Annotated in this window: 10 protein-coding genes; 2 read left to right on the forward strand and 8 right to left on the reverse strand. The window is 45.9% G+C overall.

Going from position 1 to position 16,008, the window contains the following annotated elements; translation table 11 throughout:
• Positions 1–11: 11 nt before the first annotated feature.
• The 4 genes from BVI01S_RS22470 to BVI01S_RS04420 form a co-directional block, all read right to left on the reverse strand.
• Positions 12–7,559 carry a carboxypeptidase regulatory-like domain-containing protein gene (locus BVI01S_RS22470; RefSeq protein ID WP_061809389.1) on the reverse strand — a complete coding sequence of 2,516 codons (7,548 nt, stop codon included), beginning with the start codon at positions 7,557–7,559 and terminating at the stop codon, positions 12–14.
• A gap of 147 nt (positions 7,560–7,706) precedes the next feature.
• Complete coding sequence (locus BVI01S_RS04410; RefSeq protein ID WP_034756780.1) at positions 7,707–8,321, reverse strand: histidine phosphatase family protein; 615 nt, start codon at positions 8,319–8,321, stop codon at positions 7,707–7,709.
• Between the two features lie 146 nt (positions 8,322–8,467).
• Positions 8,468–8,695, reverse strand: a complete 228-nt coding sequence (locus tag BVI01S_RS04415; RefSeq protein ID WP_034756777.1) for a hypothetical protein — start codon at positions 8,693–8,695, stop codon at positions 8,468–8,470.
• A 54-nt stretch (positions 8,696–8,749) separates the two neighbouring features.
• Positions 8,750–9,592: an alpha/beta fold hydrolase gene (locus BVI01S_RS04420; RefSeq protein ID WP_034756775.1), complete on the reverse strand. Its 843-nt coding sequence runs from the start codon at positions 9,590–9,592 to the stop codon at positions 8,750–8,752.
• A gap of 648 nt (positions 9,593–10,240) precedes the next feature.
• On the opposite strand from BVI01S_RS04420, the gene BVI01S_RS04425 reads away from it, so the two are divergent.
• On the forward strand, positions 10,241–10,597 hold the full coding sequence (locus BVI01S_RS04425; RefSeq protein ID WP_061809390.1) for a VOC family protein: 357 nt from the start codon (positions 10,241–10,243) through the stop codon (positions 10,595–10,597).
• A gap of 25 nt (positions 10,598–10,622) precedes the next feature.
• On the opposite strand, the gene BVI01S_RS04430 is transcribed toward BVI01S_RS04425, so the two are convergent.
• Positions 10,623–11,519 (reverse strand): LysR family transcriptional regulator, encoded by an 897-nt coding sequence (locus BVI01S_RS04430; RefSeq protein ID WP_061809391.1) that lies wholly within the window; start codon positions 11,517–11,519, stop codon positions 10,623–10,625.
• Between the two features lie 115 nt (positions 11,520–11,634).
• Between BVI01S_RS04430 and BVI01S_RS04435 the strand changes: the two genes are divergently transcribed.
• The gene (locus BVI01S_RS04435; RefSeq protein ID WP_061809392.1) at positions 11,635–12,267 is read left to right on the forward strand and encodes a class I SAM-dependent methyltransferase; all 633 of its coding nucleotides are present in this window, start codon (positions 11,635–11,637) and stop codon (positions 12,265–12,267) included.
• A gap of 79 nt (positions 12,268–12,346) precedes the next feature.
• Here BVI01S_RS04435 and BVI01S_RS04440 read toward each other — a convergent pair whose 3' ends face one another.
• The 3 genes from BVI01S_RS04440 to BVI01S_RS04450 are packed head-to-tail and all read right to left on the reverse strand — an operon-like array spanning position 12,347 to position 15,989.
• Positions 12,347–14,239 carry a S9 family peptidase gene (locus BVI01S_RS04440; RefSeq protein WP_061809393.1) on the reverse strand — a complete coding sequence of 631 codons (1,893 nt, stop codon included), beginning with the start codon at positions 14,237–14,239 and terminating at the stop codon, positions 12,347–12,349.
• Between the two features lie 18 nt (positions 14,240–14,257).
• Positions 14,258–15,478 (reverse strand): GNAT family N-acetyltransferase, encoded by a 1,221-nt coding sequence (locus BVI01S_RS04445; RefSeq protein ID WP_061809394.1) that lies wholly within the window; start codon positions 15,476–15,478, stop codon positions 14,258–14,260.
• Between the two features lie 40 nt (positions 15,479–15,518).
• Positions 15,519–15,989, reverse strand: a complete 471-nt coding sequence (locus BVI01S_RS04450) for a GNAT family N-acetyltransferase (protein ID WP_061809395.1) — start codon at positions 15,987–15,989, stop codon at positions 15,519–15,521.
• Positions 15,990–16,008 lie beyond the last annotated feature (19 nt).

Below are 16,008 nucleotides of genomic sequence, written 5' to 3' on the forward strand. Positions count from 1 at the left end.
CTCTTTTTTTCTTAGTAACACATGTCATCCTCTTCTTCTACCATATCCACCGTTGTTCTTGGACTACAGAAAGAAGCAAGCACTTCCAGTATAACCGGGTGAAGAATTTCAATTTCCAGGCATGCAATGAATTGAATGTGGACCTGTTCCTGGGTGAGGGTTCCTTGTTTTTCCCCACATTTGATATCGATGATGGAGCATTTCACATTCTCAGGATCGATTCCTTCAGGTAAACAAATGGCGATCTTTTTATCAAAGAAGACCGGTGTTTCCATCGTGCAGGTTTCTGCTTCAAATACTCTGGATTGGATGGTCAATTGAAGTGTTGCTTGGCCACGCACCTCCACATATCCCGGTGTCCCTCTTTCAAACCCGATGACCGAACATCCGGCAGGGGTTAACTGACATGATACCTGTATACCTTCTCCCCTATTCAGGAGTTCATCGACCAGCTCACTACAGCCTTCGGATAACCAAATAGGTTGGGTTGCGTTATGGGTAGCAATCACCCAATCATATACTTTATCTACAGCGATGCATTCAGGCCTCAAATTTGATGGTGGAGGGACTACCTCTCCTAACTGAACATTCAGCACCCGATCCTCACCTTCTTGCAGAGTGATACTCACCTCTTTCACCGGGTATCCCGGTGCCGTGAACCTGATGATGAAATTCCCAGGCGGGAGTCCTAACAAGATATAGAATCCATTGGGATCGGTTAACGTTGAGCGAATGGCCACCTGTGATCCAATCGGAAAGATTTGAACCAGCACCTGAGAAATCGGTGCCCCCGTTTGGATATCTGTTACATATCCCCTGACGCTTGCAGGATTGTCTTCCAGCAGAAAGTTGAGGGTCCTTGTGGTTCCCCTGATGAGCGTGACCGTTTGGAACTGACTTTGATAGCCTCTCGCTCTCACAACAATGACCACTTCTCCTCCAGGGAGCCCCGAAAGCGTATAGTTCCCATCCATGTCCGTCAGCGTCACCCCCAGTAACCGTCCATCGGTTGTAAAGGCTTGGATAAGGGCATTATCTATGGCTGCCAGAGTGCCAGCATCCCTGACATTTCCTGTTATCGTGGCAGGGTTTGATTCCAATGCTGCATTTAGAACCGCCGTTTCCCCTGGACTAAGGGTGATAGGGATTGTCTGCCTTACATATCCATCTGCGGAGAATATGACATTGTAATCACCTGCAGGAAGCCCGGTCAGAATATACCTTCCCTCTTGATCGGTTAATGTTGATGCCACAACAATTCCTGATCCACTGATGACAGTTACGACAGCGGCACCGAGAATTGGCGTTCCCGTCCCGGCATCCGTAACCGTGCCTGTCAGCGTGGCAGGCTGACGTCCAAGTTCTACATCGAGAGTCCTCGTTTCTCCATTCGTCAGGAAAATCCTGAATATTTCACTCGTATAACCCTCTGCAGAGAACACCACCCGATACTCACGGGGCTCAAGGCCCGTAATCAAGTAATTCCCAGAGCTATCGGTGAGGACAGAAGCTACCGGCAGTGTCGTCCCAACCCTGAATACTTGAACCAGTGCTGCTTGAATAGGTTGATTGTTGGCTCTATCCCGAACGGTTCCCTTAAGAACCGCTTGTAGGTTCGAAAGACTGAAGTTAACAATTTCCGTTTCACCTGGTGACAACGTCACAACCGCTATTTGATCTCCAAATCCATCCGCGCTTGCTATGGCCGTATATTGACCTGCTGCTAACCCGGTAATCACATAGGCTCCATTTTCATCAGTCAGAGTGCTGGTAATAAACACACCGTCTGAGTTAAAGATCCTTACGAGTGCCCCTGGGATTCCAGTCGCAGTTTGTGCATTGAAGACGGTACCTGTCATTCCAGCAGGATTTGGTTCTAAGGCTGCATTCACCGTTTCTGTCCCATTCGGGGTAAGGATGACCGGGATGATTACTGTTCCATAGCCGTCTGCTGAAATGACCACATTGTAATTGCCGGTTGGCAAGTTGCCGATGGAATACGTTCCATCACTCGACGTCAAGGCGCTTGCAACAACGATATCTGTATTTGGCATCACCACTTTGACAAGTGCTCCACTGATCGGATTCATAGTAACGGCATCTAGTATCGTCCCTTGAATCGTTGCAGGAAACGGCGTAAGGGCAATATCAAGTACCTCAGCTTGACCAGGTGCCAAGAAGACATTATTTACATTGATGGCGTATCCTTCAAGTTGGGCAATGACGTCAAACGCTCCCTGAGGCAAACCTTCTATCAAATAATCACCGTTTTCATCCGTAAGGACCCTCCTCACTAATATACCTGTGCCACTTGCATAGACTTCAATGATGACTCCTGTCAAAGGAGAAGCTGTAACGGCATCCACTACATTCCCACTGAGTGTGGCAGGGTTAGCCAGGAGATTGAAGTCCAGTATGGTGGTGGTGTTGGGTTGAATATTTACCTGTTGGAGCAATGCCTGATAACCCGTATTGATCGCCGCAACGGTATAGCTTCCTTCTGCCAGACCAGGAATGACATACTCCCCGTTCACATCCGTGTGTGCTGTGCCGATAACGGTACCCTGACTGTCAATGACCCTGACCAGGGTGTCCGATAAAGGTAGCAGGGTTTGCGCATCCCTGACCGTCCCCGTTAATGAACCGGGATTCGGCGTGAGAAGAATTTCAACATTGGTGACTCCTCCGCTCATGACTTCCGCCGAAACAGCAGATGCCCCGTAACTCGGACTGCTTCCCACCAGTACATACACCAAAGGAGAAAGAGTCGTCGTCTGAAAGAATCCGCTCGAATCGGTGATGGTGGTGAAAATGATCGGACCGGTTCCGGAAAGTTCACGGACGACTACAGTGGCTCCAGCTATTGGAGCAAGCGTAATCGAGTCCCTTACGAATCCTTGAACGATTCCAGGGTTCGGCTTCAATGCAAAGCTCAAAAAGCTGGTTTGATCAGATATGACGATCGCTCCCGCTGTCTCCGGACCAAATTCGGCTGCATTGGCCACGACAGTATACACTCCAGGAGTGACACCGGCAAACGTATACTCCCCATTTTGGTTGGATAATGTGGTTTGGACGAGTACATTCGTGACATCGTAAAGTTGGATGACGGCGTTTGAGATGGGATTTCCATTTGCAAGATTGGTAATGAAACCTTGAATCTGTCCAGAATTTGGAGAAAGATTGAGTTCAGCAAAGAGAATGTCTCCAGGTCCCCCGATAACAGACTTCGTATCTGTCCCGAATGTGGCTGCATCCGCTGTAATATTCAGTGTACCTACCGGCAAAGAGGTGAAGGTGACATTTCCGTTCGCATCCGTAATACCGGTGGCAATCGTGATATTGTTGGAATGCCGAATGGTGACGGTCGATCCTTCTATAGGAGTCGAAGTATTCTGAATCAATACCTGCACGGAAAGGGTCACAGGATTTGCTGCTAGCACGTTGGTAACCGTTGTGGTTTGATTGGATTGAATGATTGCCGATACGGTGGACGACGAATAGTTTGGTGCTGTAGCTGTAACGAAATACGTCCCTGGTGCAAGTGAAGGCACTGAATATGTCCCATCAGAGTTCGCAAAGAAACTGACAACGAGCACATTATTTTCGTTAAACACAGAGATTTGAATGTTGTTACCTGTAATTGGATTTCCGTTTGTATCTTCCACATTTCCTGTAAGCGTACCAGGATTCTCATTTAAAGCCAGATTCGCTATCGTCGATGAGTCACTTTGGACGATGGCTCCGATTTGTTCTGTCGTAAAATCCACTTTCGAGGCCGAGACGATATAAGATCCGGGAGCCAGCCCACTGACAGAATAGTTACCGAAAACGGATGTCGTTGTCGTTGCTACGGGGATTTGGGAGATCCCATCGATAATGACTACCGTGGCCCCGGGAATGGCATCGCCAGTTGTCAGATTGGTGATCTGCCCATTGATACTTCCGGGATTCGGAACCAATGAAATATTGACGCCGGTTAAATCTTCCCCCACTCCCAGACTGATTCCGGTGATCACCTGTCCAAATCCAGGTGCATTGGCCACCACGGTAAAAGAGCCACTTGGTAAATTTCCTATTACATAATGACCCGATGCGTCCGTGAATCCGGTCCCAATCAAGATATTGTTTTGACCGAACACCTGAATGATGGCGTTTCCGATTGGAGTTCCTACATTATCGGTTACAAATCCTGATATAGATCCCGGATTTGGGGTAAGTGTTATGGCAACCGAAGAGGTTTGATTGGCAAGAACAGAAACCCCTGCCTGAGCCGTGGAATAATTGGGAGCTGATGCAGACACTGTATAGGTGCCTGGGGTCAAGTTTGTAAAAGAGAAAGTCCCGTCTTGATTGGCGACTGTAGAATCGATCAGGACATTGTTTACATCTCTTAACTGAATGATTGTGTTTGGCACGATAGGAGAAACGGTTCCTGTAATCGCTCCAGGGTTGGGTAGCAATGAAACCGAGACGGGTGTTGTCTGACCTGACGAAACAAGAGCACCCACTGTAGCGTTCTGGAAATTGGCAGCGAACACGTTCACTGTATAATTATCAGGTGCCAGTCCTTCTACCATGAATAATCCATTTGAATCCGTCAGTACCGTCGTAATCAGACTACCGGAACTGTTGACAATATTCACGCTAGCCCCCGCGATAGGATTGCCTCCCGGACTATCCACAACGGTTCCCGTTATCCTTCCTGGATTAGGCTCCAAGGCAATACTGCCATCGACCGTTTGGTTGGATGAAACCTGTACAGTTGCAGCGTTAGTCTGGAAATTGAGTGCTGATACAACCACCGTATATACTCCCGGTGCTAACCCATTCACGGCATATTGACCGTTATTGTCGGTTAGAGCTGTTGCGATAACGGCTCCACTGGAGTCCACCACTCTCACCTGAACGTTTGCACCAATGATAGGCGTGCCGGTTTGAGCATTGGTTGCGTTCCCTGCAATGGATCCTGGATCGGAGGCCAAATTAAAGTTCACAACGCTCGTCGCATTGGACGCGATTGTCACCCCTTCAGTGGCAGCCTGATAATTGGTAGCGGCAGCGATGACGATATAATTTCCCGGAGCAAGGTTCTGAACCGTATAGGACCCATCAGGTGCCGTCACAGTCGTAGCAACGATGATGCCCGTTCCCGTGCTGATTTGCACGGTGACACTTCCACCTGCAATCGGATTGCTATTGGTATCCCTGACAAAACCGGTCAATGTACCGGGGTTTTCATTTAATGTGACATTTAGCGTTGTGGTTTGGCCACTTTCAATCATGGCAGCAACTGTTTCAGTTGTGTAATTTGGTGCACTCACAACCACAGAATAACTACCAGGAGGGAGGCCGGGTACCATATATTGCCCATTGGCATCTGTCACGGCCGTACTGATTTGGATATTGTTCTGAAATACCGTGACGGTTGCTCCGGGAATCGCTGCACTATTAGGGTCCTGAACGGTACCAACCAGCGCACCCGCAAGCCTGGATAACGCAGCATCAACAATGGTGACTGTATTCGATACGACGATGGCACCGAGAGTTCGAGTCGCATAACCATTCGCTGTAAATATGAGAGAATAAGAACCGGGAGTGAGACTGGTGAAGGAGTATTGCCCACTTCCATTCGTTGTGGTACTCGCTACAACCACATTCTGACTATTGATTGCCTGAACGGAAGCACCAGATATCGCCGTCATGGTGTCAGCGTCAATGACCGTCCCTTGAATAGATCCTGGATTCGGGTCGAGGAAGAGGTTCGTAATGGTGGTATTTCCGGCGGTGACAATCGAAGAGACCGTCGTGGAACTATAGTTAGCAGCAAAGGACCTGACCTGATACGTTCCAGGTGCTAAATTATTGAAGGTATATTGACCACTTCCATCAGCCGTGGTCGTAGCAATGTGCACCCCATTGGAGTCCAGGAGCTCTAAATTGGCAAATGGGATTGTGTTAGTAGTAGAGGCATCACGGACTGTACCGGATATTGCACCGGGATTTGCAACAAGCGTGAAATTGACCACAGACGCCTGGTTCGGTTCTGTCATCACCGCTTTTGTCTGAGATTGAAATCCTGTGGCCACAACAGATACGTTATAGAGTCCAGGTGTCACATTAGTGAAGGAATAATTACCGGCTATGTTGGTGGTTGTGGTATCCACCACCGTACCGGCATTATTCAGAAGCTGGACGGTCGCATTATTGATGGCACCACCATTCGAAACGTTACCTGTTATGGTACTTGGCTGAGGTACGAGGGCAATATTGCCGGTTGTCGAAGTTCCTGCTGTCGCCGTCACATTCACGCTTCCTGTCACGTAATTGGTTAATGAAGCCTGAACCGTATAGTTTCCAGGCACGACATTGGTAAACGAATAAAAGCCGCTTGTATTCGTTTGTGTAGTGGCAATGACGCTCATTCCCTGCAGAAGCGAAACGGTGGAGTTCGGGAGTACCAACCCGGTTGTTTGATCCGTGATGGTCCCATTGACCGTAGCGCTTTGTTGCACGGTGATCGTCACCACGGAAGTGTTGGATTGAATGGGGTTACCCGACGATGAATCTACACCTGATGCCTGTACCCCATCCAAGTTTCTCGATCCGCTGGTTGTATAGGCACCACTCAGTGAGAATGTTAGAGTAGCGGTGGCACCCGGATTCAGGTTTCCGACGTTCCAGGTCAGTAGTTTAGTAGCTGAGTTATACGTGGTGAGCCCTTGGGATGTGGAATTCACGACAAATCCGGTAACCTGATCCGGACCGATAATGTCATCGAGAAAGACCGTCGTAGCTTGTGAAAGACCCGTATTCGTCACAGTTACGGTACCTGTCCACGTTGCCTGCTGACCAAGAAGGACCGTTTGTGGTCCGGAATTTCTTACCTTGTTGGTCGAAAGCCTGGCCCTGATATCGGCCTGACTTGGCGTGACGGGGTCACTTAATGCATTCGCGAAGGAGAAGCCTTCACTCGTCCTTAAAGAATCTTTGTTGTAGTTGTTTGCGTTTGCTGATGTAAAATAAATGGCACGGATGGCTGTTGATTCATTAATGCCCAAAAGGGAGAATACCGTACTTGCTGGAAGGAACCATTCCAGGAAAAAATCCTGATCGCCTCCGATGCTTGAATCTGCAGGCGTCACCCGGGCATAATCAAAATTGGTAATGGGTTGAGAGAAATTAGGGTTTCCTCCTCCAGTCCCTTCCGCAGGGTCATTCCACGAATTGACCAATTTCACCGTATTTTGAATCAAACTCACTCGGTTATTCAATCCATCCACGTTAAAAAGCCAATCGTATGTCCCGGCAACACCGGTTGTATTAATTAAAACCCCCCATGCGAAATTTCTGAAACCTGTTAATTGATTGTTCCGGGGATCCCCGTTCAGTCTTAATCGGAAATATACATTCGTCCCGTCGTAAGCAAAGAAACCTGCAGGAAACGTTGAATTCCCTACAATATCTGTTGAAACGGGACTTTCATCTCCTAAGACATCAAATACGGGTGTCCCCCCCACTATAACAGGGGTATACTGTGAATTACTGGGAAATGCCACAGAAAAAACCTCCTATAAATGATATGATCTTTACCATTATATTTAGGAGGGTGAGAAGTTGTCTGTTCAAACGTCTATTAAAGTAAATTTCTTAGTCCTTTTATCCTAAAGTAAATCTCTTTCTTTTTCATTAACGATTATGTTCCCTTATTCTTTCATGTGGATCGTATCCCCTAATATCACCTTCTCAAAATGATCACCGTCAAAACGGACGATGGACAGACTTGTCCCGTGAATATTGGGTGGATCCCACATTTTCACAAGGGGTATATTCCAGAAGAATGCCATAAGCGCACGGATAACGACACCGTGTGTCACAATCAGTATTCTTCCTTCTGGACTTTCGGAAAGAATCCGTTTCATGGCGACTGCCACCCGTTGTTTAAAGGCTTCCAACGACTCTCCGTTGTGGTGCAGATGATTATATTTGTGTGGCCGGCTCCAGAAGTTATCGTATTCCTCCTTCCCTTTTAACTCTATTTCTTCCCTGGTTTTCCCTTCCCAGTCTCCAAAAGATATTTCATTCAACTCTTCTATAATCGTGAATGAGGAATCATCGGATATGATCAATTTTGCTGTCTCTAACGCCCGCTTACTTGGGCTTACGTATATCCTCGTAAATTCAATGTCTGACAGACGCCTTCCCAAAGCGGTCGCGTTTCTGACTCCACTTTCAGTTAAGTCGGAATTAAGAGAGCCCTGCAGACGATTTTCTACATTCCATTCCGTTGCACCGTGACGGGTTAAATAAATTTCCAACATACAATTCCCCCTTTTTCATAGAAACTTCCTTTTTATGCTTAAAAGGTTATATTAAACTACGTTAATGACATTCTCCTTAAATACTTGTTCCCCTTTATTTAAAATAGGAAAGGTGCATTTCCGACAAAGAAATGCACCTTTCCGTGTTACTCCATTCTCTTTTTAACCATGCGTTTATGCTTCTCTTGGATGATCTTCTTATTTAGTATTCTTACTTCTCCCACCATCAGTAATCTCATATCTTCCACGATGTAGTTGGCCAGTTCTTGATCAGAGATGTCATCCCCGTCAATATCAAGACGGAACTCCTGTCCTTGAATACCACCACCGTTGGTAAAATCGATTTCAAAGTCAAATTGAACCCGCTTATCCATTTGAAACCTCCTATTAGATCATACTGAGAGCTCCCCGAGGTAAATGATTAAAGTTTACACCAGACATCTGAAATCCTTCACCATGTCATTGAATTTCTCTTGTTCCTCGACATGCGGAGAATGATTGCTATTTTCGAAAATATAAAAGGTTGAATTTGGTACTAAATGAAAGATTTCTTCAGAAAACACAAACGGGCATTGAGCATCGTGCCTTCCGCAGAATATGAGTGTCGGAGTGGTAATGTCCGAAATGGTTTCTCGAATATCATACTCAGGAAGTTCCTTCTTAGAGTAATAGTCCAGCCGTTTTTTAACCATTTTTCCACTGCTTGGCTTGCCGAAGTATTCATCGTATCTTTCCGGATCATACAATGACATTTCCGTCCACGCCTTCCCTGCCTGCCGGCGCTCTTCTTTCGTTGCCTTTTCAGAATATAAGACGGAAACGATTTCCTTCAAACGTTCATTTTCCGGATTTTTATCGCAGTATATACTGTCCTGATGCTCCATATATTCGTTTGTTGCGGAAGCCCCACCTACAACCAATCGTTTGACAGACTCCGGATGATGAGCGGCATAATGCAGCCCGAGCATCCCACCGGTTGAATGCCCAGCAAAGTTCCAGTCTTCATATCCGAGAACTTGGCGGATCGCTTCTAAATCTTTGCTAGTCTCACTCATGCTCAGTTCGTCTTCATGGGTCACTTCAGTGGAGTTCCCTGTTTCTTTCAGATTCACCAGGTACACTTTAAAGTCCTCGACAAATCGATCAGCGAAATGATACCCGCGCTCGTTAAATTCACTATAAAGGTGCGTCACGCATAACGGTTCCCCGTTACCTGCTTCAAAGATTTCAAAAATCCCACGGTTTGTTTGAATCAGCTTTTGTTCCCACATTCCTATTTCCCCCAGTCTGTTTTGTCTGTATTGTTTTTTGGGTATTTTATCTTATACACTATTCATTAGACGGGTGCCGAATCGGAATAGTTTCAATTATTCTGTTAACTTCTTTTATTTTCATAGAATCCATTTATGGCAGATCGTCATCTACACCAGACCCTATGCCACACCGTTGTGAGCCGGCTCATCAAACAGTTGTTCTAGTCATTTATACGTCTTATGAACGAAAAAAGTTTCGAAATAATAGGAGTAATTTGAAGTAGAAGATAAATGGCGTGCACCTTTTTGTTTCCACTTTATTCTTAACGGGGTGGAAAGATGCCAGAAGTGTGAAAGATACGGCAGGAGAATGGAGCGTTTACTTGAATGTACTATAGTAGACGAATGGAAAGGAAGAAGGGCAAGCGATGACACGTTTTGATTTTTTTCGGCCAATGATTATGCCGAGCCCCTATACGAAATATAAGGAATTCCAACCGGCACCGTTTCTCCGCCCCTACATTTGCTGCTACTGGCTGGCTTCCCTTTATAAGATGCAGGTCCCCTTTTGGCAACCGTTTTTATCCGGGGAGCTCTGCTTACTTTATAAGGGAGTTCATCCCTCCGATACCATTAAAATGTAATCACAAAATAGGAGGAAATAGAATGAAGAAATATACAGGAGTCACCTTTCAAGTTCGAGTGACAGATTACGAAAAAGGGCTTAGTTGGTACAAAACCCTCTTCAATCGCGACCCCGACTTCATCCCACATGATAATTTTGCCGAGTGGGAAATCGTGAAAGATACCTGGCTGCAAGTGGCAAAAGGAAAGCCTACAGTGGGGAATGGTCCACTGCGTTTAGGCGTTCAAGACATCCATTCTGAACGTGAAAGATTGATAGAATCGCTGAATATGATGATAGAGCAAGTCCAAACCCGGGAAGGCGTTCCCGCTGCCTGGTGTTCGTTTAGCGATCCGTATGGTAATTCAGTTGGGTTGTTTGAGGAATTAGAGGCATAACGGTAGAGCGGGGATGGCACCCGCTCTATACCTGTCCCCATGCCCCGGACCTTACTGTTTCCAAAAAGCTCCGGGCAGCTGGAGGCAGGGACTGTTCGCTATCCAGGCTTACTAAAGCGACTTCCCTATAGAGAGCCGGCATATCATTTGGTACCAGCTTTACCAATGTTCCATCTTCTAAAAAGGCAGAAACCATGGACTCCGTGAGAAGCGCTGTTCCACTGTAGTTCTGGACGAATTCTAGAGCAGTGGCAGGCGGTAATTCGATGGAGTCACTACCGAATGACATATGGGTTCTCTGCCAATGCTTACTCTCCTCGCTCCAATCGGTCATGATGTACGGTTTACTCCTTTCAAAAACATCTTCCACCCCATAACTCCCGTCCTTCATCCCGCTTAATGGCTGATCACGGCGGGCAACGAAGACCAGGGGTTCTTTAATACTATAAAGCTTTCTCAGATCTTTATTAAAAAACGGGGAAGTGATCATTCCCAGCTTGGTGCTTCCGTCATACAGCATATCGATGATTTGTTGGTTATGGCCGGTGTGGATGGCGATCTGGATATCGGGAAATGCAGTGTACATTTTCTTGATGATCGACGTGAAATGTCCCGATGTAAATGTCGGAAGGGTTCCGATTGTGATTTCCCCTCTTTTCCCTTCTTTTATCGACTGAGCCCTTTCTTTACCTTTATGTAATACTTCAAGAGCCTGCCTGGCATAAGGAAGGAACCCTTTACCCAAATCTGTCAGCTCCATTTGTTTCCCTGCCCTGACAAAAAGGTATCCCCCCACATCTTTCTCTAACTCTTTGATCCGCAAACTGATAGTAGGCTGCGAGACATCCAGGTATCTCGAAGCTCTGCTATATGAACCGAGCCTCGCAACAAGTTCAAACGCGATCAGCTGATTAATTTCCAATTTGACTCCTCCTACTATAAAAATATCTTATAACAACTATAAGTAATATAGGATTGTTTAATGGTGATAAGAAAATTATAGTGTAAATACACAATGAATAAAAGGAGGGCGTTTAATGAATGTGAAAGCAAAATTCCAGCACCTCATGGACACCCAGTATTGCCGGCCCGCAGGAGTTCTAGGATGGTTCATCGGGGAGAAAATGATCCGTCAGCATAAGCCTGAAACCCTGTGGACCATTGAAAATCTCCAGCTCCAGGAAAATGAACGGATCCTTGAGATTGGATGCGGGGCAGGATCTGCGATGAAACAGATTGCTTCGTTGAATGGAGGCCACAAAGTCACCGGATTGGATGTGTCAGAAACTCTTCTTCAGTCAGCCGCTTTGCGCAACAAAAAAGCCATCAGACAAAAGCAGATGGCACTCGTTCACGGAAGCGTTGAAGAAATGCCCTTCCCTGATGAAGAATTCACAGCCGTGTTCAGCATCCATTCTGTTTACTTCTGGGAGGACCTGTCCATATCGTTGAAGGAAATCGAACGGGTGCTGTCTCCTGGAGGAACCGTCCTGATCACGCTTTGCGATGGGAAAGACGGGGAAGACTGGACTACAATCAAGAAGATGATTCAAGGTGAATTACTCCCAATGATGGAACAATTGAAATTTAAGGATGTACGTGTACTGGAAGGACCCGTGTCGCGTGGGTATCATACGGTGGCTGTATGTGGGGGTAAATCATCAACGTGATGACTTAGAAAGCCACGAGGCAGGTCAGTTTATTCACAACGGAACTGTCTCCATGGCTTTTTTTATATACATTTCGTCCCTAATTAACCAACCACTTTAAAAACCAACTCAAATTCTGTTCCATAATAGCCCGGTGTATTCCCGGCTTGTCAGAGCTGTATCCCATGCCATCAAATACAACTAATTCTGTCTCGACTCCCATATCCCTGAGTCCTTTATAGAGCTCATATGCATTAGAAAGCGGAACTCTTGCATCCTTCTCACCATGCTGGATGAGGGTTGGCGTAGAGGCTCTTTGAATATAGGTCGTTGGTGAAGATTTGGCATAGATCTCCGGGTCATTCCACGGTGTCTCTCCTACATGCATCCTGATAAAGGAAGGCAGATCTGTATTCACATAATTCGTGACCCAGTTACTGATTCCTCCTCCAACTGAGGCAGCCTTGAATCGATCACTATAGGTTGAGCAGAATGCTGAGATGAATCCGCCCTGGCTCCAGCCCATCACCCCGACTCGATCTTTATCTGCGATACCCCGGTCTACGAGTGCATCGACACCGGATATCACATCCTCGTAGTCACCGATGCCGAGGTTTCGATAGTTTGCCTTCAAGAAGTCATTCCCATATCCTGAGCTTCCCCTGTAGTTTGGTTCCAAAATGATAAAGCCCTTTTCAATAAACGACTCAACTGGATATTTTTCATTGAAGCAGCTTGAATGGATGGGGAAAGAAGCCCAGTCCGGACCGCCATGGATGAAGACCAGTAAAGGGTGTTTTTCATTCCAATCCATGTCTTTCGGGGTTGTTAATACCCCTTCTATTTCAAGGCCATCACGGCTTATCCATGAGATGATCTCCCTGTTACTTGTAAGGCTTCCCTGGAGCAGACCATTCTCATTGGTGATTTTTTCACCATCAGCATAGACTTCAAATATTTCATTGTGTGAAGCCTTGCGATAGGCGAGATGATTTCCATCTCCTGTTACAGAAGCCTCCATGGTGCAACCTTCCGCTGTCTCGTTTATCATGTTCAGCTTCCCATCTTCAGATAATAACCCGAGACGATAATTCGTTTTGTCCTGCCACATCAGCATAATCCCTTTAGCTGTCCAGCGTATGGGAACAACCGCATGGTCAAAATCCAGCAATGGTTGAATCCGCTCACCATTCGTAAGATCATAGATTTCGAGTGTACTGTCCATGATATGAGTCTTGTAGTAATCCTTCTCACGTAAGCTTGCCGTGTAACACACTTTCGTTGCTTGAGGAGAAAAGCATACGTTACCTCCGACTACCTTATCTCCCTTCAGCTTCCGCAACTGTCCATATGGGCGATCGAGCAGGTAGAGTTCTCCATTCTGATTATCCTCTCCTTCCGGGCTTGGCGTAACCATGAACACCACCTTGTCCCCATCGGTTGAAACATCGAATTCTTGGATGTGAAAATCTCTTCCGTCCGTCAGTTGATTCGGAACCTGCTCAATTAATTCAACGTACCATAAACAATGATTCCGGTATTCCTTTCCTACACGGTGGAAATCTCCATACTTCTCCCTGCGTCTCTTGATTTCCTCAGGTTCCGGTGAAGAGGCAACATAGTAAATTCCCTTGCCAGAAAGATCCCATTTGAATTGAATCACCCCTTCTTTTTCATCGGTGACTTGTACCCTGCCATCACCATCGATCGACTCCGCAAAGATTTGATTCACCGTACCTCCATCACCCGCTGAAAGATAGGCCAAACGTGTGGAATCCGGCGACCAGAGTGGGGAGGTCCCCTCTGTGAATGACGTGCATTCCCCCTTGTCTTTTTCATATATCACGATGGAATTCCTATATCTATTCTCTTCCCAGTCAGCCGTGTTTTTGACAAATGCTACGCGTCGTCCGTCCTCACTCATGTGTAGTTCTGATATGGCAGGTATGGAAAGAAGCTCTTCAATACTTAAATATGTATCACTCCTATTCATTCAGGTACCCCTTCATCTTTAAAATGCTTTCGTACATACCGGTCTTTCTGGCGTTTGGAAAAGGTCATGGACTTGATTCACGAAGGTTGGGTTCGATATTTCTGCTTTGCCCCATTTAATTAAAGAACGGAAAGTCACAGCCCCCATGATCATCGAAGAGAACTCGGAGATATCCATTCGTACGACAGTATCGACTGCCTGTTCATGAAAGCGTTGAATCTCTCCACGTGAAAACGTCACGGTGAAGTTCTTTGTCTCGTCACCTTGCAGATCGTCCTGTATTTCAAATCCTATCGTTAAAGAAGCACTGCCGAATCGATGCTTCTTCTCGTACAGTTCCATCAATAACCCTTTACAATCAATGCCCCTGTACATCACCCCAACCCCAAGGTTCACCATATGCTTATTGTCAACTGAAGGCGCCGTATCAAGCATGGTGTCCATACCACTTTCAGGTGAACTCAGAAAATGAATGAGGTCATCATCGTTAGAATTGATGATGATTCGTTTAAATTGATCGGCCTGTTGGTGTAAGAAGGTAGATAATTCTTCAATCGCTTCCCTTGTTTCAAAGAATAACTCATGGATGTAAAGATCCTTCCCCTTGCCTTCGTGCAATACGTAGCCAAGTACTTGACCATCCTGTTTAAAACCAACCACTTGTCCAAAGTTAAATGGTCGATTCAATTCCCGCTCTGTTGGAAATCGTTTCGTCATCCCATGCGTTTTTTGAAAAACACGGTTGTAACAATCCAGAATGAGTTCTCTGTCTTCGTAGCCTAATTGTTCAAGATGCTCTTTACGTGAACCATTCTGAAAAGAGGATGGGCTCACATAATATTGATAAACCTGTGTCCCCATTCCAAATCCCATTCTTTTATAAAAGGAAACGTTGAACGGATATAACATTACAAGATGATGCCCTTTGGACTTATTCAGTTCATAGAAATACTTAATCAGTTGATACGCATTTCCCTCTTTCTTATGTAACAAATCAACGGCAAGCATCCCGACTCCACCGACAGGGATGGTGGTTTGGTTCAAGTTCATTTCAAACAGAAATGTCCTCATGCCAGCCACTAAATCCTTCCCTTTGAACAATCCATATAAGCTTTCGCTCGGTGTTTCTTCAATATGCCCCTGCAGCCACTGATCGGCATGTAAACCAGGGAATGCCCCATTGACAAGTGAACAGAATGAGGCATATGTAGAATGATTGATTTCCCTTATTTCCTTCAACTCGAAGTCCCTCCCCTAGTTCTGAAAGCTTGTGAGAACCTTATAAACGGATTTCCATCAGCCTTGATTTAGTCTTTAAATTCATGGATTCATAGAATTTAATGGCATCTTCGTTAAACTCCCACACGCCTAATTCCAATGAATCTGCACCAATCTTCTTAGCGTACTCCACTACTTCCCCGAAGAATCTTTTCCCCAAACCTTTTCCTCTGAACGTCTGATCCACGCCAAAGTCGTCCATATAGACCACTTTCTTAGGAATGAGGATCGGCCGTTCTGCTGCATTCTTGATTGTAAGAATGGTATAGGCGATGGGCTGGTCTTCTTCTAATATGAATACCTTCGTGTTCTCTCCATCTACTAAGTTGGTAAAATAGCCCTGGTCTAACGTGGTGTCTGCCATTTGGTAATGGTCTGGTCGTTCTTTTGTATGCATCTCGTGCACTTGTCTTTGGATTCGATGAACTGCATCATAATCGTTTTTGGTGGCTTCTCGGATAAGTGTTTGCATTGTATTTCCTCCTGGATGT

Origin of the sequence: Rossellomorea vietnamensis NBRC 101237, from assembly GCF_001591825.1 — a bacterium.
In the GTDB taxonomy this organism is placed as follows: domain Bacteria; phylum Bacillota; class Bacilli; order Bacillales; family Bacillaceae_B; genus Rossellomorea; species Rossellomorea vietnamensis.